The sequence below is a fragment of the Ramlibacter sp. genome (assembly GCF_035655895.1).
GTDB lineage: Bacteria > Pseudomonadota > Gammaproteobacteria > Burkholderiales > Burkholderiaceae_C > Ramlibacter.
In genome coordinates, this window is sequence record NZ_DASRTN010000004.1 from 196,849 (window position 1) to 220,634 (window position 23,786).

Annotated in this window: 28 protein-coding genes; 16 read left to right on the forward strand and 12 right to left on the reverse strand. The window is 70.8% G+C overall.

Annotation, left to right across the window (positions count from 1 at the left end; translation table 11 throughout):
* Positions 1-10: 10 nt before the first annotated feature.
* Both rsmG and mnmG read right to left on the reverse strand, forming a co-directional pair.
* Entirely contained in the window at positions 11-658 is a 648-nt protein-coding gene (gene rsmG / locus VFE82_RS02910) for a 16S rRNA (guanine(527)-N(7))-methyltransferase RsmG (protein ID WP_324998734.1), read from the reverse strand.
* Positions 655-2,604, reverse strand: a complete 1,950-nt coding sequence (gene mnmG / locus VFE82_RS02915) for a tRNA uridine-5-carboxymethylaminomethyl(34) synthesis enzyme MnmG (protein ID WP_324998735.1) — start codon at positions 2,602-2,604, stop codon at positions 655-657. The genes rsmG and mnmG overlap by 4 nt, the downstream gene beginning before the upstream one ends.
* 128 nt (positions 2,605-2,732) lie before the next feature.
* Here mnmG and VFE82_RS02920 point away from each other — a divergent pair, with 128 nt between their 5' ends.
* The 3 genes from VFE82_RS02920 to VFE82_RS02930 all read left to right on the forward strand — a co-directional run bounded on the left by VFE82_RS02920 (position 2,733) and on the right by VFE82_RS02930 (position 4,428).
* Positions 2,733-3,314, forward strand: a complete 582-nt coding sequence (locus tag VFE82_RS02920) for an NAD(P)H-dependent oxidoreductase (protein WP_324998736.1) — start codon at positions 2,733-2,735, stop codon at positions 3,312-3,314.
* On the forward strand, positions 3,311-3,577 hold the full coding sequence (locus tag VFE82_RS02925; RefSeq protein WP_324998737.1) for a YkgJ family cysteine cluster protein: 267 nt from the start codon (positions 3,311-3,313) through the stop codon (positions 3,575-3,577). Before VFE82_RS02920 ends, VFE82_RS02925 begins: the two co-directional genes overlap by 4 nt.
* A 95-nt stretch (positions 3,578-3,672) precedes the next feature.
* A complete protein-coding gene (locus VFE82_RS02930; protein ID WP_324998738.1) occupies positions 3,673-4,428 on the forward strand; it encodes a class II aldolase/adducin family protein in 756 nt (251 codons plus the stop codon).
* Between the two features lie 45 nt (positions 4,429-4,473).
* On the opposite strand, the gene VFE82_RS02935 is transcribed toward VFE82_RS02930, so the two are convergent.
* Together VFE82_RS02935 and VFE82_RS02940 are read right to left on the reverse strand one after the other, a co-directional pair.
* Positions 4,474-5,316 carry a transglutaminase family protein gene (locus tag VFE82_RS02935; protein ID WP_324998739.1) on the reverse strand — a complete coding sequence of 281 codons (843 nt, stop codon included), beginning with the start codon at positions 5,314-5,316 and terminating at the stop codon, positions 4,474-4,476.
* A 106-nt stretch (positions 5,317-5,422) separates the two neighbouring features.
* On the reverse strand, positions 5,423-6,610 hold the full coding sequence (locus VFE82_RS02940; protein ID WP_324998740.1) for a hypothetical protein: 1,188 nt from the start codon (positions 6,608-6,610) through the stop codon (positions 5,423-5,425).
* Positions 6,611-6,699: 89 nt separating this feature from the next.
* Between VFE82_RS02940 and gstA the strand changes: the two genes are divergently transcribed.
* Together gstA and VFE82_RS02950 are read left to right on the forward strand one after the other, a co-directional pair.
* The gene (gene gstA / locus VFE82_RS02945; protein ID WP_324998741.1) at positions 6,700-7,308 is read left to right on the forward strand and encodes a glutathione transferase GstA; all 609 of its coding nucleotides are present in this window, start codon (positions 6,700-6,702) and stop codon (positions 7,306-7,308) included.
* Positions 7,309-7,437: 129 nt separating this feature from the next.
* Positions 7,438-8,568 carry an alkene reductase gene (locus VFE82_RS02950; RefSeq protein ID WP_324998742.1) on the forward strand — a complete coding sequence of 377 codons (1,131 nt, stop codon included), beginning with the start codon at positions 7,438-7,440 and terminating at the stop codon, positions 8,566-8,568.
* A 43-nt stretch (positions 8,569-8,611) separates the two neighbouring features.
* Here the strand turns inward: VFE82_RS02950 and VFE82_RS02955 are convergent, their stop codons facing one another.
* A complete protein-coding gene (locus VFE82_RS02955) occupies positions 8,612-8,854 on the reverse strand; it encodes a hypothetical protein (RefSeq protein ID WP_324998743.1) in 243 nt (80 codons plus the stop codon).
* A gap of 134 nt (positions 8,855-8,988) precedes the next feature.
* Between VFE82_RS02955 and VFE82_RS02960 the strand changes: the two genes are divergently transcribed.
* Positions 8,989-9,867, forward strand: a complete 879-nt coding sequence (locus VFE82_RS02960; protein ID WP_324998744.1) for a pirin family protein — start codon at positions 8,989-8,991, stop codon at positions 9,865-9,867.
* Positions 9,868-9,896: 29 nt separating this feature from the next.
* Here the strand turns inward: VFE82_RS02960 and VFE82_RS02965 are convergent, their stop codons facing one another.
* On the reverse strand, positions 9,897-10,274 hold the full coding sequence (locus VFE82_RS02965; protein ID WP_324998745.1) for a hypothetical protein: 378 nt from the start codon (positions 10,272-10,274) through the stop codon (positions 9,897-9,899).
* 253 nt (positions 10,275-10,527) lie between these two features.
* Here VFE82_RS02965 and VFE82_RS02970 point away from each other — a divergent pair, with 253 nt between their 5' ends.
* Complete coding sequence (locus VFE82_RS02970) at positions 10,528-11,022, forward strand: Spy/CpxP family protein refolding chaperone (RefSeq protein ID WP_324998746.1); 495 nt, start codon at positions 10,528-10,530, stop codon at positions 11,020-11,022.
* Between the two features lie 75 nt (positions 11,023-11,097).
* Here the strand turns inward: VFE82_RS02970 and VFE82_RS02975 are convergent, their stop codons facing one another.
* Positions 11,098-11,721, reverse strand: coding sequence for a hypothetical protein (locus VFE82_RS02975; RefSeq protein ID WP_324998747.1), 624 nt, complete (start codon positions 11,719-11,721; stop codon positions 11,098-11,100).
* Positions 11,722-11,942: 221 nt separating this feature from the next.
* Entirely contained in the window at positions 11,943-12,491 is a 549-nt protein-coding gene (locus tag VFE82_RS02980) for an acyloxyacyl hydrolase (protein WP_324998748.1), read from the reverse strand.
* Between the two features lie 211 nt (positions 12,492-12,702).
* Between VFE82_RS02980 and VFE82_RS02985 the strand changes: the two genes are divergently transcribed.
* The 5 genes from VFE82_RS02985 to VFE82_RS03005 all read left to right on the forward strand — a co-directional run bounded on the left by VFE82_RS02985 (position 12,703) and on the right by VFE82_RS03005 (position 18,631).
* Positions 12,703-13,470: an endonuclease/exonuclease/phosphatase family protein gene (locus tag VFE82_RS02985; RefSeq protein ID WP_324998749.1), complete on the forward strand. Its 768-nt coding sequence runs from the start codon at positions 12,703-12,705 to the stop codon at positions 13,468-13,470.
* A gap of 20 nt (positions 13,471-13,490) precedes the next feature.
* Positions 13,491-14,726, forward strand: coding sequence for a cardiolipin synthase ClsB (clsB, locus tag VFE82_RS02990; protein WP_324998750.1), 1,236 nt, complete (start codon positions 13,491-13,493; stop codon positions 14,724-14,726).
* A complete protein-coding gene (locus VFE82_RS02995) occupies positions 14,723-15,784 on the forward strand; it encodes a lysylphosphatidylglycerol synthase domain-containing protein (protein WP_324998751.1) in 1,062 nt (353 codons plus the stop codon). The genes clsB and VFE82_RS02995 overlap by 4 nt, the downstream gene beginning before the upstream one ends.
* 127 nt (positions 15,785-15,911) lie before the next feature.
* Positions 15,912-17,171 carry a putative DNA modification/repair radical SAM protein gene (locus tag VFE82_RS03000; RefSeq protein WP_324998752.1) on the forward strand — a complete coding sequence of 420 codons (1,260 nt, stop codon included), beginning with the start codon at positions 15,912-15,914 and terminating at the stop codon, positions 17,169-17,171.
* Between the two features lie 5 nt (positions 17,172-17,176).
* Positions 17,177-18,631, forward strand: a complete 1,455-nt coding sequence (locus VFE82_RS03005; protein WP_324998753.1) for a UdgX family uracil-DNA binding protein — start codon at positions 17,177-17,179, stop codon at positions 18,629-18,631.
* Positions 18,632-18,948: 317 nt separating this feature from the next.
* Here the strand turns inward: VFE82_RS03005 and VFE82_RS03010 are convergent, their stop codons facing one another.
* On the reverse strand, positions 18,949-19,413 hold the full coding sequence (locus tag VFE82_RS03010; RefSeq protein WP_324998754.1) for a hypothetical protein: 465 nt from the start codon (positions 19,411-19,413) through the stop codon (positions 18,949-18,951).
* A 159-nt stretch (positions 19,414-19,572) separates the two neighbouring features.
* On the opposite strand from VFE82_RS03010, the gene minC reads away from it, so the two are divergent.
* From minC to VFE82_RS03030, 4 genes are all read left to right on the forward strand, one after another.
* Positions 19,573-20,346, forward strand: a complete 774-nt coding sequence (minC, locus tag VFE82_RS03015) for a septum site-determining protein MinC (protein WP_324998755.1) — start codon at positions 19,573-19,575, stop codon at positions 20,344-20,346.
* Positions 20,347-20,360: 14 nt separating this feature from the next.
* Positions 20,361-21,176 carry a septum site-determining protein MinD gene (minD, locus tag VFE82_RS03020; protein WP_324998756.1) on the forward strand — a complete coding sequence of 272 codons (816 nt, stop codon included), beginning with the start codon at positions 20,361-20,363 and terminating at the stop codon, positions 21,174-21,176.
* Between the two features lie 2 nt (positions 21,177-21,178).
* Positions 21,179-21,442, forward strand: coding sequence for a cell division topological specificity factor MinE (gene minE / locus VFE82_RS03025; RefSeq protein ID WP_324998757.1), 264 nt, complete (start codon positions 21,179-21,181; stop codon positions 21,440-21,442).
* Positions 21,443-21,506: 64 nt separating this feature from the next.
* On the forward strand, positions 21,507-21,971 hold the full coding sequence (locus VFE82_RS03030; RefSeq protein ID WP_324998758.1) for an SRPBCC domain-containing protein: 465 nt from the start codon (positions 21,507-21,509) through the stop codon (positions 21,969-21,971).
* Positions 21,972-22,019: 48 nt separating this feature from the next.
* Here VFE82_RS03030 and VFE82_RS03035 read toward each other — a convergent pair whose 3' ends face one another.
* The 3 genes from VFE82_RS03035 to VFE82_RS03045 form a co-directional block, all read right to left on the reverse strand.
* The gene (locus VFE82_RS03035) at positions 22,020-22,418 is read right to left on the reverse strand and encodes a DUF2177 family protein (RefSeq protein WP_324998759.1); all 399 of its coding nucleotides are present in this window, start codon (positions 22,416-22,418) and stop codon (positions 22,020-22,022) included.
* Positions 22,419-22,498: 80 nt separating this feature from the next.
* Positions 22,499-22,840 carry a hypothetical protein gene (locus VFE82_RS03040; RefSeq protein WP_324998760.1) on the reverse strand — a complete coding sequence of 114 codons (342 nt, stop codon included), beginning with the start codon at positions 22,838-22,840 and terminating at the stop codon, positions 22,499-22,501.
* On the reverse strand, positions 22,837-23,691 hold the full coding sequence (locus VFE82_RS03045) for an SDR family NAD(P)-dependent oxidoreductase (RefSeq protein ID WP_324998761.1): 855 nt from the start codon (positions 23,689-23,691) through the stop codon (positions 22,837-22,839). Before VFE82_RS03045 ends, VFE82_RS03040 begins: the two co-directional genes overlap by 4 nt.
* Between the last annotated feature and the right edge of the window lie 95 nt (positions 23,692-23,786).

Below are 23,786 nucleotides of genomic sequence, written 5' to 3' on the forward strand. Positions count from 1 at the left end.
CGAGTGTAAGTCAGCCGCTGTCGCGGTCGCGCCGCATCCAGACGATGCACCGCTGCGCCGCCAAGCCGGGCACGTGAAGCTGTTCCACGTGAAACACTTGGACGTCGGCCGGCAGCGAAGCGATCTCGTCCGCCGGGTGCTTTCCCTTCATGGCCAGCCAGACGCCGCCAGCGGCGAGCGCCCTGTCCGACCCCGCCACGAAGTCCGCCAGCGAGGCAAAAGCGCGGGAGCTGACCACCTCATAGGACTCCGTCACCGTTTCCACCCGGGCATGCACGCCGCGCAGGTTCTTCAGCCCGAGGGTCACCGCCGCCTGCTGGACGAACGCCGCCTTCTTGGCGACCGCATCCAGACACTCCACCCGGATCTCGGGGCAGCAGATGGCAATCACCACACCGGGCAAGCCAGCACCGGCACCGACATCGAGCAGCCGGACCGCGCGCCCCGCGGTCTGCCGGCGCAACGGAGCCACTGCCGCGAGGCTGTCCAGAAGATGGTGGGTGAGGATCTCACCCTCTTCCCGGACCGCGGTCAGGTTGTAGACCTTGCCCCATTTCTGCAGCAGGCCCAGGTAGGCCATCAGCTGCTCGATCTGGGTGTCGTTCAGGTCCACCTGCAAGTCGGTGGCACCGGCCCGCAGCTGCAGCGGCGCGCTCATGCAGCCTGCTTGGCCTGGTTGGCGGCCTCGGTGAAGCCCTTGAACTTGTGCTTCTTCAGGTGCACCAGCAGCAACGAGATCGCGGCCGGCGTCACGCCGGAAATCCGGGATGCCATGCCCAGGGTTTCGGGCCGGTGCTTGCTCAGTTTCTGTCGGACCTCGATCGAGAGCGCAGTCACCTGCAGGTAGTCCAGCTCGGCCGGAAGCCGGAGGTTCTCGTAGTGCGCTGCCCGTTCCACCTCGTCTTTCTGGCGCTCGATGTACCCGGCGTACTTGGCGCCGATCTCCAACTGCTCGACCACGGTGTCGTAGCTCGAGCCCAGCGTTTCACGTGAAACATACGGCGACCGGAAGCGGCCGCCATCCATGCCGACCAGCGCCTCGTACCGCACCTCCGGCCGGCGCAGCAGCTCCGCCAGGTTGTGCTCGTGCTCGATCGATTTGCCGAGCACCCGCTCGGACTCGCTGGCCGGGAGGTTGCGCGGGTTCACCCACAACGAGCGCAGCCTCTGCGTTTCACGTGAAACAGCGTCGCGCTTGCGGTTGAACGCATCCCAACGCGGGTCGGACACCAAGCCGAGCTGTCGCCCGGCCTCGGTCAGCCGCATGTCGGCGTTGTCTTCCCGCAGTTGCAGGCGGAACTCCGCCCGGCTGGTGAACATCCGGTACGGCTCGGTCACGCCCTTGGTGATCAGGTCATCCACCAGCACGCCGAGGTACGCCTCATCCCGCCGTGGCAGCCAGGGCTCGCGCCCCTGGCACTGAAGTGCTGCATTGATGCCGGCGAACAGCCCCTGGGCGGCAGCTTCCTCGTACCCGGTCGTGCCATTGATTTGTCCCGCAAAGAACAGGCCGCCGATCTGGCGCGTCTCGAAACTGCTGCGCAGCGATCGGGGATCGAAGTAGTCGTACTCGATCGCATAGCCCGGGCGCAGGATGTGCGCCTGCTCCAGGCCGGGCAGCGTGCGCACCAGGGCGTACTGCACGTCGAACGGCAGGCTGGTCGAGATGCCGTTGGGATAGAACTCGTTGGTCGTCAGGCCTTCCGGCTCCAGGAAGACCTGGTGGCTGTCCTTGTCGGCGAAGCGGTTGATCTTGTCCTCGACGCTCGGACAGTAGCGCGGCCCCACCCCCTCGATCTTCCCGGTGAACATCGGGCTGCGGTCGAAGCCCGACCGGATGATCTCGTGCGTGCGCTCGTTGGTGTGCGTGATCCAGCACGGCACCTGCCGCGGATGCATGGCCGCATCCCCCATGAAGCTGAACACCGGCACCGGATCCAGATCGCCCGGCTGCTCCTCACAGCGGCTGAAATCGATGGTGCGCCCGTCCAGCCGGGGCGGCGTGCCGGTCTTGAGCCGGCCCTGCGGCAGCTGCAGTTCCTTCAGCCGGGCCGACAGCGACACGGCCGGCGGATCGCCGGCACGGCCGGCCGCGTAGTTGTTCAGGCCGACGTGGATCTTGCCGTCGAGGAAGGTTCCGGCGGTGAGCACGACGGTGCGGGCGCGGAACCGGATGCCGACCTGCGTGACCGCGCCCACCACCCGGTCGCCCTCGACCATCAGGTCGTCGACCGCCTGCTGGAACAAGGTGAGCTGGGGCTGGTTCTCCAGCATCCGGCGGATGGCCGCCTTGTAGAGGACGCGGTCGGCCTGGGCGCGGGTGGCGCGCACGGCCGGACCCTTGGAGCCGTTGAGGATGCGGAACTGGATGCCCGCTTCGTCGGTCGCGAGGGCCATGGCACCACCCAGCGCGTCGACCTCCTTGACCAGATGGCCCTTGCCGATGCCGCCGATCGAGGGGTTGCAGCTCATCTGCCCCAGCGTTTCGATGTTGTGGGTGAGCAGGAGCGTGCGGCAGCCCATGCGGGCGGCCGCCAGGGCCGCCTCGGTGCCGGCGTGACCGCCGCCGACGACGATGACGTCGAACTCTTCGGGATAGAACATGGATGGGCGCCTTGACCCGGGCGCGGGGGTGCTGATCGGAACCCGCGATTTTACGGTTCGGGTGGCGATCGCGCGCCAGCGAGTGCTCACTGGCCGTGCGGCCCGCATGGGTGTGGTGCAATTGGCGGATGCAGCTTCTCGTCTTTGCCGGCAGCACCCGCGCCGCCTCGTTCAACCGCCAGCTGGCCGGGGTCGCCGCCACCATGGGCCGGGCCGCCGGCGCGCAAGTCACCTACCTCGAGCTGGCCGACTTCGACGTGCCGCTCTACAACGCCGACCTGGAAGCGCGTGGCACGCCCGCCGACGTGCTGCGGCTCAAGCAGATCGCCTTCGAGCATCCGGCCTGGATCATCTGCGTCCCCGAATACAACGCGAGCTATCCGGCGCTGCTGAAGAACACGCTGGACTGGATCTCCTCGCCCGTGAAGGCCGATCCGGCGTGGACGGACGGCTTCAAATCGACCCGCGGCAAGGTCGCCGGCATGCTCAGCGCGTCCCCGGGTGCGCTGGGCGGGCTGCGCTCGCAGAGCCACCTGGCGCCCCTGCTCCTGAACCTGCACTGCTGGGTGGCCCCGCGCGCCTACGGCCTGGGCCATGCCGCCGAGGCGTTCGACGCCGACGGCCAGCTGGTCGCCGAACCGGCCCGCCGGGGCGTGCAGGCGGTGGTCGACCAGGTGCTCTGGGCCGCCCGGCGCCTCCAGCAGCCATGAGCGCCCTCGCCTGTCGGCCCGGCTGCGGGGCCTGCTGCATCGCGCCCTCGATCAGCTCGGCCATTCCCGGCATGCCGCAGGGCAAGCCCGCCGGCGTGCGCTGCGTGCAGCTGGACGCGGACAACCGCTGCCGCATCTTCGGCCATCCGCAGCGGCCCGCCGTCTGCGCCAGCCTGCAACCGGAGCCCGACATGTGCGGCGCCGACGCCGCGGCGGCCCTGCACTACCTGGCCCGCCTCGAAACCCTGACCGCGGCCCGCTGAGGGCCTTGTCCTCGCAGGGACAGCGGCGACGGGGCGCGCCCGGCTAGAGTGCAGGGACGGCGCGCGGCAACGCCGCCGCTGTTCCAGGAGACCCCATGCACATCCCCTCCGTCAAGGAACTCGTCAGCGCCGAGGAATGGGCGCTGCGGGTCGACCTCGCCGCCTGTTACCGCCTCGTCGCCGCCTACGGCTGGAGCGACCTGGTGTTCACCCACATCAGCGCCCGCGTGCCCGGGCCCGAGCACCACTTCCTGATCAATCCCTACGGCCTGATGTTCGACGAGATCACCGCGTCCTCGCTGGTGAAGGTCGACGCCCAGTGCAACAAGGTGATCGACTCGCCCTTCCCGGTCAATCCGGCGGGGTTCGTGATCCACAGCTGCCTCCACGAGGCCCGCGAGGACGTGCAGTGCGTCCTGCACACGCACACCCGGGCCGGCGTGGCGGTGAGCGCGCAGGCATGCGGCGTGCTGCCCATCAGTCAGCAGAGCACCTTCGTGCTCGCCTCCCTCGCAACGCACGCCTACGAGGGCGTGGCGCTGCGCGACGAGGAGAAGCCGCGCCTGGTGGCCGACATGGGCCGCAAGACCTTCCTGCTGCTGCGCAACCACGGCCTGCTGACCGTGGGGCGCAGCGTCGCCGATGCCTTCCTGTCGATGTACACCTTCGAGAACGCCTGCCGCATCCAGATCGACGCCCAGGCCGGGGGCGAACTGGTGATGGTCGACCCCGCCATCCTGCAGGGCCTGCCGCAGGTGATGAAGGCCGTCACCGCGGGCCAGGGGGCGAACATCGCGTGGCCCGCGCTGCTGCGCAAGCTCGATCGCGAGGATCCCTCGTACAAGACCTAGGGCCGGGGCCCGGGGACGGTGCGATCGGACCGGCCCGCGCGCCGATCAGGCCGCGACCAGGCCCGTCGCCAGCGGCGCCGGGGCCGCGGTGCCGCCGCGAGGGTCGTGCTCCAGCACGGTCACCAGCTTGCGTGCCAGTTCCACCGCGCCGAACGAGGTGCAGAACGCCACGTCCTTGGCGTCGCGGCCGGTCCCGGTGCGCACCAGTCGGTCCACGGGCGCCATGCCGGTGGGATCGAACAGCACCCAGCGTCCGCCCAGCCAGGCCTCGAAGATGGCGTGGAAGTCCTGCGGCGGCTCGTCGAACCACACGTAGCCGGCGACCAGCCGCGCCGGGATGTTCAGCGCCCGGCAGAAGGTGATGGCCACATGCGCGAAATCGCGGCACACCCCGGCCCGCTGCTCCAGCGCCTCGCGCGCGGTGGTGCTCGAAGTGGTGCTGCCAGGCCGGTAGGCCATGTGGCGGTGCACCCAGTCGACGATGTGCCGCACGCGTGCCAGGCCGGGCGGCAGGTGGCCGAACTCGGCGCGCGCGAATCCGCACAGCACGTCCGATTCGCAGTAGCGGGTGGGCAGCAGGTCGCGCAGCAAGGCATCGGGCAGGGCACCGGCCGGGGCTTCGGCCAGGTCGCCGGCCACCGGCTCGCCGTGCACCTCCACGTCGGCCTTGTAGGCCACCGTCACCACGCCGGGCGGCGCGTCGAAACGGAAGAAGCGGTTGCCGCTGTCGCCCTCGCCGAAGGCGCGCCGCGGCAGCGGCGGATCGACCACCAGTTCCTCGCTGACGATCACCTGCCCGGGCCAGTGCGCGGCTTCCAGGTTGAAGCAGAAGTGCGACGGCTCGCGCACCCGGTACTCCAGGAGGGTTTCGACGGTGGACAGGTGCATGGCAGGCTCCGGCGCTGCGCGCCGCACGCGATCATCCCGCCGGCCGTGCCGCGGCACGATCAGCCTCCAGCCTGCGCGGCTGTAGGCCGCGCCGCGCACGCGCCGGTCAGCCGCCGAACAGCCCCTTGAGACCCTTGCCGATGCGGTCGCCCAGCCCCTCGGCCGCCGGGATCGACAGCCCGGCCGGGCTGACCGACGGCGCGTCCAGGGTCCCTGCGACCTGCAGCGGCACTCCCAGCGCGCCGGCCAGCGACGCCACCACCCGGCCGCTCAGCGCCAGGTCCGGCGCGAGCGTCACCTGGCCATTGGCCGCCAGCGAACCGGACGTGGCGACCAGGTTGGTCATGTGCACCAGCTTGCCCTGCGTGGCCACCTGCCCGGTGAGCGTGTCGAGCTGGGTCTGCCCGTCGCGGCTAATGCCCAGGGTGCGCACCGCCTGCGCGAGATCGATGCCATGGACCACCGCCTGGCGCACCGTGAAGCGCGTCTGCGTCCGCATCGCATCGGCCAGCGCGCCCGCGTCACGGAAGTCGGCCTGCAGCGTGGTGCGCGCATCGAGCTTGCCGGTCAGCGGGCGGCTCGGCGCGGTCAGCGCGGACACCTCGACCTTCTCGGTCACCAGCTCGCCACTCAGACGCCAGCCACCCGCCCGCTGGGGCGCCAGCCGCAACGGCCCGCGCACGGTGCCGCCGCCGATGTCGGCGCGCAGCTGCCAGGCATCCGCCTCCCGCTGCAGGCGCGCCTTGGCGCCCGCATAGCGGCCGCCCACGATGTCGACCCGGGCGCTGTGCGGCAGCGGCTGGTCGCCGAACGCGACTTCGGCATCCACCGTCAGGCGCTGGCCGGTGGCATCGACCCAGGTCACCCGGTCCAGCAGGATGCGCCGCGGCAACACGGGCGCGGCCGTGGGCGTGGTCGACGGCTTCTGCAGCCCGGCGGCCAGCGCCACCAGGCCCTGCTGCGGCAGCACCGCGTTGCGCACCACCAGCGCGTCGAGCGCCGGCCGGCCGGCCAGCAGCGCCGGCCACTGCGGCGTCGCATCGATCTGCTCGAGCGTGAGCGCCGGCTGGGTCTGCACGCGCACATCGCGCAGGGCCACGGCGATCGAGGGCCACAGCGCGACCTCGATGCGCCCGAGCTGCACCGGCACACCCAGCGCCTGCGATGCCGCCTGCTGCGCGCGGCCGCGGAAATCGTCGCTCGAGGCCCAGCGCCAGACCGCCCCCAGGCCCACCGCCCCCACCACCACCGCCGTGGCCCCGGCGCCCGCTCCCCATTTCATCCATGCACGCATGAGCAGATTGTCCCAAGGCGTGTGCCTGCAGGGAATCCCGCACGCGGCTAGCATCCGGCTCCCATCCACGAGGAAGAGATTTAATTCACATGAAGCTGTACTACTCCCCGGGCGCCTGCTCGCTGTCGCCCCACATCGTCCTGCGTGAAGCGGGCCTGGCGTTCGAGCCGGTGCTGGCCAGCACCAAGACGCACCAGCTGCAGGACGGCACCGACTACTACGGCATCAACCCGCTCGGCTACGTGCCGCTGCTCGAGCTGGACGACGGCACCCGCCTGCGCGAAGGCCCGGCGATCGTGCAGTACATCGCCGACCAGGTGCCCACCAAGAACCTCGTGCCGGCCAACGGCACCCTGCCCCGGTACCGCCTGCAGGAGTGGCTCACCTTCATCGGCACCGAGATCCACAAGTCGTTCTCGCCGCTGTTCAACCCGGCGATGCCCGAGGAAGGCAAGCAGATCTACCGCGAGCGGCTGGCCTCCCGGCTGCAATGGGTCGATGGCCAGCTGGCCGACAAGCCCTACCTGATGGGCGAGAACTTCAGCGTGGCCGACGCCTACCTGTTCACCGTCAGCAACTGGGCGGCACCGATGAAGATCGACCTCTCGGGCCTGAAGAACCTGCTGGCGTTCCGCGAGCGCATGGCAGCCCGCCCGGCGGTGCAGGAAGCCATGAAGGCCGAAGGCCTGCTGAAGTAGGCCTGCCCGCGCCCGCGCCGCGTCGGCCCATGCCGGCGCGGCAACCACATCCCGCATTCCGCCGCAGGCCCGGGGAATTCCCCCGGTGACTAACCTGTGCGCGCTTCTTCATCACTCCACATCCACCGCATGCCCAGCCTGTTCGAACCGGTCCGCGCCGGCGCACTCCAACTGTCCAATCGCGTCGTCATGGCGCCGCTCACCCGCAACCGCGCGCCCGACGCCGTCCCCACGCCCCTGATGGCCGAGTACTACGCCCAGCGCGCCAGTGCCGGACTGCTGATCACCGAGGCCACCGCCATCAGCCACCAGGGCCAGGGCTACGCCGACGTGCCAGGCCTGTACGGCAGCGAGCAGCTGGACGGCTGGAAGCGCGTCACCGACGCCGTGCACGCCCGCGGCGGCCGCATCGTCACCCAGCTGTGGCACGTCGGCCGCGTGTCCCACGTCGACCTGCAGCCGGGCGGCCAGAAGCCGGTCGCGCCCTCGGCGATCACCGCGCAGACCAAGACCTACCTGGTGCGTGCCGACGGCTCCGGCGAGTTCGTCCCGACCTCGGAGCCGCGTGCCCTCGAGGCGGCCGAGCTGCCCGGGATCGTCCAGGATTACCGCCGCGCGGCCCGCCACGCCATCACCAGCGCCGGCTTCGACGGCGTCGAGGTCCACGGCGCCAACGGCTACCTGCTCGACCAGTTCCTCAAGCGCTCCTCCAACCAGCGCACCGACGACTACGGCGGCTCGATCGAGAACCGGGCCCGCCTGCTGCTCGAGGTGATGCGCGCCGTGGTCGAGGAGATCGGCGGTGGCGTGACCGGCATCCGCCTGTCGCCCGTGACGCCGGCCAACGACGTGAACGACCCGCAACCGCAGGCGCTCTTCGAGTACGTCCTGCGGCAGCTCGCGCCGCTCGGCCTCGCCTACGTGCACATCATCGAAGGCGCCACCGGCGGCCCGCGCGAGCTGCCCGAGCGGCCGTTCGACTACGCGGCGCTCAAGCGCGCCTACCGCGAGGCCGGCGGCAAGGCGGCCTGGATGGTCAACAACGGCTATGACCGCGCCCTGGCCGAGCAGGCCCTCGCGCAAGGCGCGGACCTGGTGGCCTTCGGCCGGCCCTTCATCGCCAACCCCGACCTGGTGGAGCGGCTGCGCACCGGTGCGCCGCTGAACCCGGCCGACAAGACCACCTTCTACGGTGGCGGTGCCAGGGGCTACACGGACTATCCCACCCTCGCTGCGAGCGGGCAAACCCAGGCCGCCTGAACGGCCTGGCGGAGGTTGCGGGGAGCCGGCGCGCTCCCGGCCATCAACCCCGGATGCCGCGCCCGACCGGCAGCCAGCGCACCAGCTTGCGGATGCCGTCGCGACCGCTCGCCGCCCGCCCGACCAGCGCGGTGCCGGCGGTGAGGCCGGCGGTGCGCAGCAGGAAGGACGGATGCCGCCGCGTGACCATCCACAGGCCCAGGCCGGCCGCCAGGGCCAGCCAGTGCTCGCCGGGGAAACCCGGCCGTTGTTCGTCGTACTGCCTGAGGCGCTGCAAGGTGTTCATGCGATCTCCTGGCCGGCCGTGCCGGCGATGGCTGGATGCTCGGATCGCCGCCGGCCCGCGGCCGTAGGAGCACAGCGCATCACGGCGAGAGAGCGTCGCCGCCAAGGGCTTGTGCTTTCCGCTGTAATCGGCCGATGGACAGCGTCTCCCATCCCCGCGGCGTCGAACGCCTCGTCAGCGGCCAGGCCACCAGCGACGGCGCCGGCGTCCAGCTGACGCGCCTGCTCACCCAGGACCTGCAGCGCCGGCTCGACCCGTTCCTGATGCTCGACAACTTCGCGAGCGACGATCCCGACGACTATGGCGCCGGCTTCCCCGACCATCCGCACCGCGGCTTCGAGACCGTCACCTACATGATCAGCGGCCGCATGCGGCACCGCGACAGCCACGGCCACGAGGGCCTGCTGCAGAACGGCGGCGTGCAGTGGATGACGGCCGGCCGGGGTCTGGTGCACAGCGAGATGCCGGAGCAGGAGCACGGCGTCATGGAAGGCTTCCAGCTCTGGCTCAACCTGCCGGCTCGCGACAAGTTGCGCGAGCCCTGGTACCGCGACATCCAGAGTGCCGAGATCCCCGAACTGCGCACGCCGACCGGCGTGACCGTGCGCGTGATCGCGGGCACGTGCCAGGGCGTGGCCGGCAGCGTGCAGCGCGAAGGCACCGAGCCGCTCTACCTCGACCTGCATTTCGATGCCGCGTCCGGGGCCGCGTTCAGCCAGCCGCTGCCGCCGGCGCACAACGCGTTCATCTGCGTCTACCGCGGCGCCCTCGAGGTGGTCGATGCCGCCGGCCGGGCGACGCCGGTGCCGCGCGGCCGCATGGCCGTGCTGGCCAACGCAGGCGACGGCGTGCTGCTGCGCCCTGCCGCGGGCTCGCCCGAGCCGGTGCGTGCCCTGCTCATCGCCGGCAAGCCGTTGCGCGAACCGATCGCCCAGTACGGGCCGTTCGTGATGAACACGCGCGACCAGCTGCTCGAAGCGGTCGAGGATTTCCGAAACGGCCGGTTCGGCTGAGCCGCGCGACTGGCGCGCGCAGCCTCAGCTCAGCGCGGCGCCAGGCTGCCCGCGCCCTCGCGCCGCAGCCGTTGCAGCTCCAGTGCGCGCGCATCGGCCAGGTCGGCCTGGACCCGCTCGCCCGCCAGCAGCCGCGACACGCCACGGCCGATGCTGGAGACAGGCCCCCGCCAGCCGGCCGCCCCCGAGGCTTCGCCGCGCTGCGCACGCACGCGCGAGTCGTGCAGCAGCAGCGCACCGGCGCTGTCACGGTCTTCGGCCGGCAGTGGCTGAACGTCGCTCATCACCTGTCCGGGCACCGGCGGCGGCGCGTCCGACTCGGCACCGGCAGACTGCGCGGCCCCGCCGCCGGCCATCGCCGCCCCAACCCAGAACACGGCCCAGGGCCGCACCAAGCGCACTTGCATGGCAGTCTCCCGCAGTGTGTGGCGCGATGCTGGCCACCGCGCGGGGCGGGCGGTGTGGCCGCGCACGCGCACCTGGCGTAGGAGCCGCCGCACGCCCGCCGTCGCGCCTGGGCGGCAACTGTGACAAGCGCCAATGGCCGGCTTTACACCGCCGTGACGTCGCGGACTTCGGCGGCTGACATGGCGGCGCGAGACTTCTCCTCACCCTGGGCCACCTCCCCCGACCCGGGCCCACACCGAAAGGAAGGACACCATGACCCATTCCCTGCGCCGACACCTCATCACCGCCGCCCTGCTGGCCGGCATCGGCCTGGCTGCCCAGGCACAACCCGCGCCCGCGACCGGCGACGCGCCGGCGCCCGGCGCCCAGGTGCAGCGCAAGCACCACGATCCGCAGCGCATGGCCGAGCACATGAACAAGCGCCTGGCCGACCTGAAGCAGAAGCTGCAGCTCAACGCCGGCCAGGAAGCCGCCTGGACCAGCTTCACCACCGCGATGCAGCCGGCCGCCGGCCGCCAACGCCCCGATCCGGCCGCGCTGGCGTCGATGAGCACGCCCGACCGCATCGACCAGATGCGCGCCCTGCGTGACCAGCGCAACGCCGAGATGGACCGCCGCGCCGACGCGACGAAAGCCTTCTATGCGACGCTCAGCACCGAGCAGAAGAAGACCTTCGACGCCGAGACCGCGCGCATGTTCCAGCCGCGCCGGATGCACGGCGGCGAGCACCGCCTGCACCACGGCTGATCGCGGCGCGGCTCCCACCAACGCAAAGGCCTGCGCGGCATCCCGCGCAGGCCTTTCTCGTTGGCGTCGGGGCTGTTACTGCGAGCCGGCCGGCGCGGCGCTGTTGCCCAGCGTCGACTGCTGGCGCAGGCGCATGCGCTCGGCCTGCTCCGCCTCGTAGGCGGCACGGCGCTCGGCCAGACTGCGCACCACCACCGGATCTTCCGGGTTGGCATTGGGGCGGCCACCCACCAGCGTGCTGGCCTCGCCGGTGCCCTGCACCACCACCGGCGCCGGCTGCACATGGCGCGCGTCGCCGATCGAGCCGTCCGGCGTGTGGTTGTTGGTCACGAAATTCGGACGGCCCTCGGTCATCGTCGAGACCTCGCCGCCCCGCACCGGGATGTCCATCGTCGACGCGCCGCCATAGGTCGCGCGCGGTGCACTGCGGGCCGCCTGCGGCTCGGCGCCGTAGACCGGCGCGGTGGCACCGCTGTAGGGCGCGGGCGCCGCGCCCATGGTGCTGGTGGAAGGCACCGGGGCCGCGGCGGGCTGGTTGGTCGTGGCCATGTTCGGCACGCCGCCGCTCATGGTGCTGGACTGCCCGCCGGTGGACACGTCGGCGGTCCCCGACGGATTGTTCTCGGCGAACGCGGCACCGGCGCCGAGCAGGCCGGCCAGCAGCAGCGAGAGGGTCGTGGTCTTGGTGTTGGCTCGCATGGGAGTCACTCCTTCAGGTTCTGGGGTTTGTTGGAACGATGGGCCGCACGCGGCAGCCGCATCACGTCGTCCCGCCCGGGGGACGGAAAGCACAGCCCCGTGGGTGCGGGGCATGGGAAGACTCTAGGCAGCGCCCGGCGGCGCAGGTGCCGGACGCGCGAGGCGATGCCTGTAGGACCCGGGGGACCGGCGACGCGGGCCCGGGCCGCAGCGGACCGTCGTCAGAAGCGGGTCGTGTAGCGCACCAGGAGCAGGTCCTCGCCCGGGTTGGGCTTGCGGATGCCCGCGTTGGACGTGTGCTGCAGCCGCAGGCTCACTTCATGCTGCCGCTGCTGGCCGAAGCTGCGGCCGAACCCGAGGTTGTCGCTGAAGTTCCAGCGCGTGCTGAAGGTCTTGTCAGGCGTGACGAACACATCGTCGGTGTACGACACGCCGATGCCGGCCTCGAAGAACCAGGGCGAGCGGCCTTCGCCGGGCCGCAGGCGCAGCAACGGCACCAGTCCCAGCTGCGCGTAGGTCTGCTTGCCGCCGCCGACGCGCCGCGCCCGCCACGCGGCGGCGAACAGCTCGGTCTCGCCGGTCACCTGCGTGCCCGCAAACGAGGAGCGCCAGGCCCATGGCCACAGCAGGCCGACGGCCCCCACGCCGACGTCGCGCTCACCGCCCCCACCCTGGACGAACGCGCCCCCGGGCGCCAGGCCTTCGGCCCCGGCAGGCGCGGCGACGACGCCCAGCGCGACGGCACAGGCCAGGAACAGGACACGGGACACGGCGGGGTGGACGGAGCGCATCGGAACCTCGGGGTCGGCAAGAGTGGCTGAGGAAGGGATTCTGCGGCCAAGCCCAGCCTCCGTGGGGGGCGCGGAACTGCCCCACGCGCGCTCGCACCGGGATCGACACCAGATCTGCCTTGCGTCCTACACCCTGCTGTAGAGCCCGTCGGTAGAACTGGCCGTCTCCATCCATCTTCATCCCCAGGGAATGCCAGAGACCCCGGCCAGCGCGGCGCCGCTCACCGTCATGACGGTCAACATCCACAAGGGCTTCACCAGCTTCAACCGGAAGTTCATGCTGCCGGAGCTGCGCGACGCCGTGCGCAAGGTGGGCGCGGACGTGGTGTTCCTGCAGGAGGTGCTGGGCGCGCACGAGGAGCATGGCAAGCGGTTCGCCGACTGGCCCGACGCGCCGCACCACGAGTTCCTGGCCGAGAGCATCTGGCCGCAGTTCGCCTACGGGCGCAACGTCGTCTATCCCAAGGGGGAACACGGCAACGCGGTGATGTCCAAGTTCCCCATCGTGCATTTCCAGAACCACGACGTCTCGCTCCCCGGGCCGGAAAAGCGCGGGCTGCTGCATTGCGTGCTGCGCGTGCCGGGCCAGCCGGTCGACGTGCACTGCATCTGCGTGCACCTGGGGCTGGCCGAGTCGCACCGGGTGCAGCAGCTGGACCTGCTGTGCGAGATGGTGCGCAGCGAGGTGCCCGACGACGCGCCGCTGGTGGTCGCGGGCGACTTCAACGACTGGCGACGCCGTGCCAACGCGATCCTGGAGCGCGAGATCGGCCTGCGCGAAGTGTTCGTCAACGCGTACGGCGAGCCCGCCAAGACGTTCCCCTCGCGCTTCCCGCTCCTGTGCCTGGACCGCATCTACGTGCGCAACGCCTCGGTCCACCTGCCCGTGGTGCTGCCACGCAAGCCGTGGTCGCATCTGTCCGACCACGCGCCGCTGGTGGCCGAGATCCATCTCTGACTCTCTGAAACGGATTGCCCATGGCCGGCCGCTGGTTCGACGGTAACCACTTCACCCTGCTGGAGAACGGCGAGGCGTTCTACCCCTGCGTGTTCCAGCGCATCGCCGACGCCCGCAAGGAAGTCGTGCTCGAGACCTTCATCCTGTTCGAGGACAAGGTGGGGCTGGCGCTGCACGAGGTGCTGGTCGCGGCGGCGCGGCGCGGCGTCCAGGTGGACGTGACGATCGACGGCTGGGGTTCGCCGGACCTGTCGCCGCAGTTCATCGCGGGCCTGCGCGAAGCCGGCGTGCGGCTGCACGTGTTCGACCCGGGTCCGCGCCCCTTCGGCCTGCGACCCAAGCTGCTGCGCCGCATGCACCGCAAGATCGTGGTCGTCGACGGCGAGATCGCCTTCGTCGGCGGCATCAACTACTCGGCCGACCACCTGGCCGACTACGGTCCGGAAGCCAAGCAGGACTACGCGGTGGAGATCCGCGGCCCGGTGGTGGCGGAGATCCACCGCTTCGTGCATGCCAACCTCACCGCGGGCTCGCGCCACGGCGAGCACCGCCGCTTCTGGCGCTGGCGGCGCCAGGTGCGCCACGCGGCCCACGAGCTGCCGCACGCCGGCACCGCGCGGGCCATGCTGGTCTCGCGCGACAACAGCTTCCACACCACCGACATCGAGCGGCAGTACCGGCTCGCCATCCGGCTGGCACGGCATCGGATCGTCATCGCCAACGCCTACTTCTTCCCCGGCTACCGGCTCATCCGCGACCTGCGGCGCGCCGCGCGCCGGGGCGTGGACGTGCGGCTGATCCTGCAGGGCCAGCCCGACATGCCGATCGTCAAGACGGCCGCCAGCGCGCTGTACAGCCACCTGGTGAAAGCCGGCGTGCGCATCTACGAGTACTGCGAACGTCCACTGCACGGCAAGGTGGCGCTGGCCGACGACGAATGGTCGACGGTGGGATCGAGCAACCTCGATCCCTTGAGCCTGTCGCTCAACCTGGAAGCCAACGTGATCATCCGGGACCGCGCCTTCAACGCGCACCTGCACGAGCGGCTCGACCATCTGGTGCGCCACAGCTGCAAGCAGATCCAGGCCGAGGAGCTCGAGGCTTCGGGCGGCTTCGTCCACGTGCTGCGCAGCTTCCTGGCCTTCCACCTGGTGCGCCTCTATCCCAGCCTGGTGTCCTGGCTGCCGCGGCACCGCCCGCGCCTGGCCGACCCGGCCGTGCTGGCCCATGCGTACGCCCACCGGGACGGACGATGAACACCCATTCGCTGCCGCGGGGCCTGCGCGAGGCCGCCAACGACGACGTGGTCGAGACCCCGCGCGATGCGCGCGCGGCGGCGGCGAACCCGGCCCCGGCGGCACGTCCGAAGCGTCCCTGGTGGCCCTGGCTCAAGCGCGGCCTGTCGATCGCCTTCTTCGTCGCCGTGGCCTGGCTGCTGGTCGAGTACGGCCAGCACATCGACTGGGACGACGTGCTCGCATCGCTGCAGAACCTGCCGGCGCCGGCGCTGCTGGCCGCCGTCGGGTTCGCCGTTGCGAGCCATCTGCTCTACAGCTGCTTCGACCTGATCGGCCGGCGCTACACCGGGCACACGCTCAAGACGCCGATCGTGATGGCGGTCAACTTCATCAGCTACGCCTTCAACCTGTGCATCGGCTCGCTGGTGGGGGGCGTGGGCTTCCGCTACCGGCTGTACTCGCGCCTGGGGCTGCCGATGGGCGTGATCACGCGCATCGTGTCGATGAGCATGTTGACCAACTGGCTGGGCTACAAGCTGCTGGCCGGCTTCCTGTTCGTCGTGCATCCGCTGGCGCTGCCGCCCTCGTGGCACATGGGCAACCACGGGCTGCAATGGATCGGGGCGGGCCTGATGGCGATCTCGCTGGCCTACATCGTCGCCTGCTGGCGCGCCGGCGACCACACCTGGAACGTCCGCGGCCACGAGCTGTACCTGCCGCCCTGGCGCATGGCCGTGCTGCAGATGGCGATCTCGTGCGTCAACTGGAGCCTGATGGCGGCCATCATCTGGGTGCTGCTGCAGCAGAAGGTGCCGTACACCGACGTGCTGACGGTGCTGCTGGTGGGCGCCATCGCGGGCGTGGTGCTGCACGTGCCGGCCGGCCTGGGTGTGTTCGAGGCGGTGTTCATCGCGCTGTTGAGCCACCGCATCGCCGAAGGCCAGCTGCTTGCCGCCCTGCTGGGCTACCGCTCCGTCTACTACATCGGGCCACTGGTGATCGCCGCGCTGATGTACCTGGCGATGGAGGTGCGCGCGCGACGGCTGCGCAAGAAGGCCCACATCGCGCCTGCCTAGCGCTTCGGAGTCCGCCATGCGCAGCCCCGTCCTGATCCGCCGCGTTGCGGCTGCCCAAATCCCACCCGCCCACCGGGGCAAGTCCAATGGGGGTGCGGCCTGCCGCCGATCACTGTACAGTCATCCAGTGGAACTGAAGGCCAAGCTTGCGATCCTCGCCGATGCGGCGAAATACGACGCCTCGTGCGCGTCCAGCGGCGGGCGCGCCCGCGATTCGTCCGACGGCCGCGGCCTGGGCTCCAACGACGGCACCGGCATCTGCCACAGCTTCACGCCGGACGGGCGCTGCGTCTCGCTGCTCAAGGTGCTGCTGACCAACTTCTGCCAGTACGACTGCCTGTACTGCGTCAACCGCGCCAGCAGCAACGTGCAGCGCGCCCGCTTCAGCGTCGAGGAGGTGGTGCACCTCACGCTGGACTTCTACCGCCGCAACTGCATCGAAGGCCTGTTCCTGTCGAGCGGCATCATCCGCAGCCCCGACTACACGATGGAGCAGGTGGTCGAGGTCGCGCGGCAGCTGCGCGAGGACCACGATTTCCGCGGCTACATCCACCTCAAGACCATCCCGGAGGCCGCGCCCGAGCTGCTGGCGCGCGCCGGCCGGTACGCCGATCGCCTGTCCATCAACGTCGAGCTGCCCACCGAAGCCGGGCTGCGCGCGCTGGCCCCCGAAAAGGATGTCGGCTCGATCCGCCGCTCGATGGCGCGGCTGCGCGTGCACATCGACGCCGCCCGCGAACAGCGCCGCGAGGCCGACGAGAAGCCGGTCACCGTGGTGCCCGGGGTGCGGCCGGCCCGTGCCCAGCCGCCGCACTTCGCGGCCGCCGGCCAGAGCACGCAGATGATCGTGGGGGCCGACGGCACCGACGACGCCACCATCCTGGGCACCAGTGCCCAGCTGTACGGGGCCTATGCCCTCAAGCGCGTCTACTACTCGGCCTTCAGTCCCATCCCGCATGCGGCGGCCGGCCTGCCGCTGAAGGCCCCGCCGCTGGTGCGCGAGCACCGCCTGTACCAGGCCGACTGGCTGATGCGCTTCTACGGCTTCGAGGCCGCGGAGATCACGCCGCCTGCCGCCGGCGGCATGCTGTCGCTGGACGTCGACCCGAAGCTCGCCTGGGCGCTGGCCCACCCCGAGCGCTTCCCGGTGGACCTGAACCGGGCGCCGCGGGAGCTGCTGCTGCGGGTGCCGGGCCTGGGGGTCAAGGCGGTGGAACGGCTGCTGCTCGCCCGGCGCGTGCGGCGCCTGCGCAGCGACGACCTGAAGCGGCTGCACGTGCTCACCCGCAAGGTCCTGCCCTTCGTCGAACTGGCCGACCACCGTCCGCGAGGCGAGGCTCCCACCCCTTCACCCGAACGCATGCCCGAACAGGGCGTCCTGTTCTGATCGCCATGCACGCGCGCCTGTCCGGCCAGACCGATCTCCTGGGCTTTCGCAACGAGGCCCGGGCGCTGCTGGCCCACCAGGTGCCGCCCGACGAGGTGCAGTGGGAAACCGGAAGCGAGGCTGAGGCCGATCTCTTCGCCTCGCCGCCCGGCGCCGACCCGTCCGGCGCACGCAGCATTCCCAAGGCGGCCACCGCCATCGTCCCCGCGTCGTTCCTGCGGCTGTGCGAGGTCGTGGTGCTGCACCACGACCCGCAGCGCTTCTCCCTGTTGTACCGGCTGCTCTGGCGGCTGGTGCACGAACCGACGCTGCGCAACGACCCGATCGACCCCGACATGCTGCTGGCCCAGCAGATGGCGCAGTCGGTGCGGCGCGACATGCACAAGATGAAGGCCTTCCTGCGTTTCCGGCAGGTGGCCGACGACGAGCACCCGGGCGAGGTGCTGCACGTGGCCTGGTTCGAGCCGACCCACCACATCGTGGAAGCGGTGGCGCCGTGGTTCGCACGCCGCTTCACCACCATGCGCTGGGCCATCCTGACGCCGGAACGCTCGCTCCGCTGGGACGGCAGCCAGCTGCTGTTCGGCCCGGGCGGGCGACGCGCCGATGCGCCGCCGCCCGATGCCGGCGAGCAGCTGTGGCTCACCTACTACCAGAGCGTGTTCAACCCGGCCCGGCTGAAGCTGGACACGATGCGCAAGGAGATGCCGCGCAAGTACTGGCCCGACCTGCCCGAGGCGCAGTTGATCGACGGCCTGGCGGCGCAGGCGCAGCAAAGGAGCGGCCAGATGATCGAACGTCCCGCCAGCGAACCGCAGCGGCGCATCCCGCGGCCGGTCGCGGCCGATCCGGTGGTCACGCTCCACCGGGACGGCATCCGGTCGCTGGAGGAGCTCAAGGCGGCGACCATGCGCTGCCGCGAGTGCCCGATCGGCGAGCACGCCACCCAGTCGGTCAACGGTGAAGGCCGACTGCATGCGCCGCTGATGTTCGTGGGCGAGCAACCGGGCGACCAGGAGGACCTGCAGGGCCATCCCTTCGTCGGCCCGGCCGGCCAGCTGCTCGATCGCGCGCTGGCGGCCGTGGACGTGCCGCGCGATGCGGTCTTCGTCTCCAACGCGGTCAAGCACTTCAAGTTCGAGCTGCGCGGCAAGCGCCGCATCCACAAGAGCCCGAGCCAGCGCGAGGCCGCCGCCTGCCTGCACTGGCTCGAGGACGAGATCGCGCTGGTCAAGCCCAAGGCGCTGGTCGCGCTGGGTGCGACCGCCGCCCGCTCGCTGATGGGCCGGCCGGTGGCCGTCACCGCCGAACGCGGCCGCTGGCTGGAGCGGCCCGATGGCCTCAAGGTGCTGGTCACGCTGCACCCCTCTGCGCTGCTGCGCATGCCGGCCGAGGACCGGGAGGCGGCTTTCGCGGCCTTCGTGGCCGACCTGAGACACGCCCGCGCCCTCCTCGGCTGAGGCCGCCGCGTCGCCGACGCCGCGCGCCTGGCACGCACCGGCACCGGACGTCAAGGAACAACTCTGGGGACAGTCCCGGCACAACCGGCACCTTATCCACAGCCCGGAGGCGCGGGCCGAAGTTGTTCCCGTCCGCGCAGCAGTCGGGAAGCACGGCCGCCCACAGTCTCGGGGATGCAGCAAGTCGTGGCCACGCCTGGCTTTTTTCCGCTTGTCCACAGCGCGGGGCAGCCTCTACTAGCTACTACTAATTTGATATAGGACTTCCTAAGAAGAAAGAGAGGCCCGAGAAAAATCGACCGCGGCCGGCGGCCCGGTCAGCTGTCCACCCCGCCGACGCCCCGCCGGGACCGCTCGATCGACCGCTTGGTGCCCCGCCTGGCCTTGTCCGGCGCGGCGTTCTGGTCGCGCAAGGCACCGCTGTCGCGGTCGCGGCGGACCACCTCGCCGGCGTCGCGGTCACGCCGCGGCTGCACCTCGCTGCCGCCGGGCCGCCCGACGCCGGGGTCGCGCGGTGGCACCGGGCCGGCCGCCTCGACCGCGGCCGGGCGGTGCAGGGTCAGCCCCCCGCCGGGCTGGTCGGGGTTCTGCGGGCCCAGGCCGCCCTGGGGCGGGCCGGCCATGGCACCGGTGCCGGCCTGGGCGCCTGCCATGGCGGGCCGCCCCTCGAACACGGCGGCCGGGCCCGTGCTCTGGCCGTGGACCTCGCCCAACGTGAACAACGCGACCGCCAGCACGGCGCCCACCGCGATCCAGTGCCAGGGGGTGTGATGCAGTTTCATGGGTGTCTCCTGGAGCCACCGGGCCCCGGATCCAGTCTGGACATGCACCCCTGGGCGCTGCACCCGCAGCCGGCAACAGAATGTGTAGGACTGCGCCTGCGGCCGCTGCTAAGATGCGCCCGCCTTCCGAGGCCCCCCAGAAGTACCAGGCCCCCATCGATGTCCGTTGCCCTCGCAGGCCGTGCTCCTGCCACGTTCGAGATCAAGAGCGCCAACCTCCCCCTGGTGTCGCTGCTGTTGAAATCGGCCGACATGCAGGCCCTGGCGCAGGAGCTGCAGGCGCGCTTCGGCGACATCCCCGACTTCTTCGACCAGGACGCCCTCGTCATCGACCTCACGCCGCTGCAGGACCAGGACGTGGCGCCGGACTTCCCGGCCTTGCTGCAGCTGCTGCGCGGCTATCGGGTGGTGCCGGTCGCGGTGCGCGGCGGCGGCGCGGTGCAGATGGCCGCTGCCCGGGCGGCCGGACTGGTGCCGGCGAACGACGCCGTGCTGACGACCCCGCGGCCGCAGCAGGAGCGTGTCCAGCCGGCACCGGTGACGACGCCCGAGCCGCCGGCAGCGGCGGGCGACGGCGCCATTCCGCTGGGCGCGCTGGTGGTCGACCGGCCGCTGCGCTCGGGCCAGCAGGTGTACGCACGCGGGCGCGACCTGGTGGTGATGTCGATGGTGAACCCGGGCGCCGAGGTCATTGCCGACGGCAGCATCCACGTGTACGCGCCGCTGCGCGGCAAGGCCATCGCCGGTGCGCGGGGCCATGACGCCGCCCGCATCGTGACGCTCTGCCTGGAACCCGAACTCATCTCCATCGCCGGCGTGTACCGCACGAGCGACGTGCCATTGCCCCGCGAGCTGCGCGGCAAGCCGACCCAGATCCGCCTGGAAGGCGGCGTGGACGGCAAGCTGGTGATGGACCCCCTGAAACTCCGCTGAGGAACCCAGTCCCCATGGCAAAGATCATCGTCGTCACCTCCGGCAAGGGCGGGGTGGGCAAGACCACCACCAGCGCGAGCTTCGCCTCGGGCCTGGCGCTGGCCGGCCACAAGACCGCCGTCATCGACTTCGACGTCGGCCTGCGCAACCTCGACCTGATCATGGGCTGCGAGCGGCGCGTGGTGTACGACTTCATCAACGTGATCCAGGGCGAGGCGACGCTGAACCAGGCGCTGATCAAGGACAAGCACTGCGACAACCTGTTCGTGCTGGCCGCCTCGCAGACGCGCGACAAGGAAGCGCTCTCCCGCGAGGGCGTGGAGAAGGTGCTGGACGACCTGGCCGGCATGGGCTTCGAGTACATCGTGTGCGACTCGCCCGCCGGCATCGAGACCGGTGCGCTGATGGCCATGCACTTCGCCGACGAGGCGCTGGTGGTGACCAACCCCGAGGTCTCCTCGGTGCGCGACTCCGACCGCATCCTGGGCATGCTGTCGTCCAAGACCAAGCGCGCGATGGAAGGCAAGGAGCCGATCAAGGAACACCTGCTGATCACGCGCTACAACCCCAACCGGGTCGACCAGGGGCAGATGCTGTCGCTGGAGGACATCCAGGACATCCTGCGCATCCCGCTGATCGGCGTGATTCCGGAGAGCGAGAGCGTGCTGCAGGCGAGCAACCAGGGCACGCCCGCGGTGCACCTCAAGGGCAGCGACGTGTCCGAGGCGTACAAGGACGTGGTGGACCGCTTCCTGGGCCAGGACAAGCCGCTGCGCTTCGTCGACGCGCAGAAGCAGGGATTCCTCAAGCGCCTGTTCGGGGGTCGCTGACCATGGCGTCGTTCCTCTCCTTCCTGCTCGGCGAAAAGAAGAAGACCGCCAGCGTCGCCAAGGAGCGCCTGCAGATCATCCTGGCGCACGAGCGCAGCGGCCGCAATGCCGCCGAGCCCGACTACCTGCCCGATCTGCAACGCGACCTGGTCGCGGTCATCGGCAAGTACATCAAGATCGACCCGAAGGACATCAAGGTGCAACTGGACCGCCAGGACAACCTCGAGGTGCTGGAGGTCAAGATCGAGTTGCCCGACGCGCGCTGACGACCCGCGCCTGGTGCGCCTCGTTCAGCTTGACTCGGCGGCGCCGCCCCGGCGATAACCGCGCATGGTCACCTCCACCATCGTGCGCGTGCAGCGTGCCTTTGCCTGCACCGCCGACTCCCTCTACGACGCCTGGCTGGACCCCGACATCGCCCGGCACTTCCTGTTCCGGGCCCCGGCCGGCCAGGTGATCCGCTGCGAGATCGAGCCGGGCGTCAACGGCACCTTCACCATCGTGGACCACCGGCGGCTGGAAGGCGCGCCCGACACCACCCTGGACGTGGAGCACTGCGGCCGCTTCCTGCAGCTGGACCGGCCCCGCCGCATCGCCTTCAGTTTCTCGCTGCCGCAGTTCCAGTCGCACGAGACCACGGTCATCATCGACATCGAGCCGCAGGGCGACGGCTGCGAGCTCACCCTGCGCCACGACCTCGGGCTGGCCGAGGATGCGCGCGAGATGCTCGAGCGCACCGAGGAAGGCTGGAGCCGGATGCTTGCGAACCTGGAACTCGCGCTGCGCCGCGAGTAGCGCCCAGCGGCTGCAACCCTGGCAGCGGCGCGATCCGGACGGTGCCGCTCAGGCTGCCAGCGCGCGCCAGGCGAGCGCTGCGGCCACCGCACCGCACGCGCTCACGAACGCGCCCCAGCCGATGTCCAGCAGTGCCAGCCAGGCCGGGTAATCGCGCAGCACCGCCAGGCTGGTGAGATCGAAGGTGCCGTAGCAGAAGGCGCCGAACAGCGCGCCGAGCAGCAGCGCCCGGACCGGATCGCCGGCGGCAGGCAGCGCGGCGAACACCAGCACGCCCACCGGGTAGAGGAAGTAGAAGGCCGCCGCGGCCGCCAGGTGGGGCCGGGCGGCCATCAGGTGGCCCATGCCGGCCTCGTACCACGCCGTGGCGACCAGGCGCAGCCAGATGAAATCGAGAACCCCGATCGCGACCAGTGCCGCGACGTAGGCCAGGGGGACACGGGCCATGAACACCTCCAGCGGATGGCGCCGGATGGTAGCCATGGCCGTGCGCCCCACGGCCCTGCTCGGCTATTCGGTGCCCGGGGTCAGCCGGCGCCGCCGCCGACGGTGCCGCCGCCCCGCGGCCCGCGGCCGGCTCCTTTGCCGCCGGTGCGCGCCTGCACCACGTTCATCGGCCCGCCGCTGATGGTCTGCCGGTCGTGGCGGCTCTGCGGGGTGCGCTGGCCCTGGTTGGTCTGGGTCGGGGCCTTGTCGCCGACCTTGTTGTGGTCGTTGCTCAGCTTCGGGGTGTGCGGCTGCTGGTGGTCCGCCGGATTGCCCTTGGCCTGGCTGCGGGCCGACAGGTCGGCGGCGCTGCCCGCCATCATCTTCTCCGGATGCTTGTCCCGGCTCTGCTCGCTGCGAAGGAAGTCCTGCTTCTTGCTCATGATTGGTTGTCCTCGTGGGGTCCGATGGGGTGCACTTGCGCGTACTCGGGGTGGTTGTGCTTGGCCGAGCCGGGCTCGGCCAGCTTGCGATGCGCCTCGGCGACGGCCTGCGCCGGCATCACCTTGGAGCCGACGACCTGCAGCTTGCTCTTCCAGCCCGCGACGACGTCGGCCTCGCCCTTGAGCATCGCGTCGAAGCCCATGCGCGCGACCATCGCCGGATCGTCCTTCTTCATGTCCGCCCCGACCTTGGTGTCCAGCAGGTCGGCGCGCTCGAAGAACTCGGTGTCGGTGGGGCCCGGCATCAGCAGGCTGACCGTCACGCCGCTGTCCTTCATCTCGTTGCGCAGCGCCTGGGCGAACGAATCGACGAACGCCTTGCTGCCGTTGTAGACAGCATGGAACGCGCCGGGCTGGAAGCCGGCGATCGAGCCGGTGACCAGGATGCGGCCCTGTCCGCGCGCCGTCATGCCGCGCGCCACCTGCTGGATCAGGTAGAGCGTGCCGGTCACGTTGGTGTCGATCACGTGCTGCACGTCCTGGAAGTCCTGTTCCAGGAAGGCGCCGCCCAGGCCGTGTCCGGCGTTGGCGCACAGCGCATCGACCTCGCGCCCCTGCAGCCTGGCCATCAGTTCGTCGATGCCCTGCCGGCTCGCCAGTTCGGTCTGCACCGCGTCGACCCGCTCGGCGCCGGCCGCCTTGAAGGCAGCCACCGCCTCCTCGAGCGGCCGGTCGGCGGCCACCACGAGGTCATACCCGTGCGCCGCGGCGATGCAGGCCAGGTGGTAGCCGATGCCCGAGGAAGCGCCGGTGACCACGGCCAGTGGCCTCGGTGCCTTGAGATCGTCCATGTGGGTTCTCCTTGAAGGTTCTTGCGGCCATTGTGGAAAGGACGATCTCGGCCTTGGTGTCGGACGACGTCGGGCCCACGTCATGCGTTGTGTCG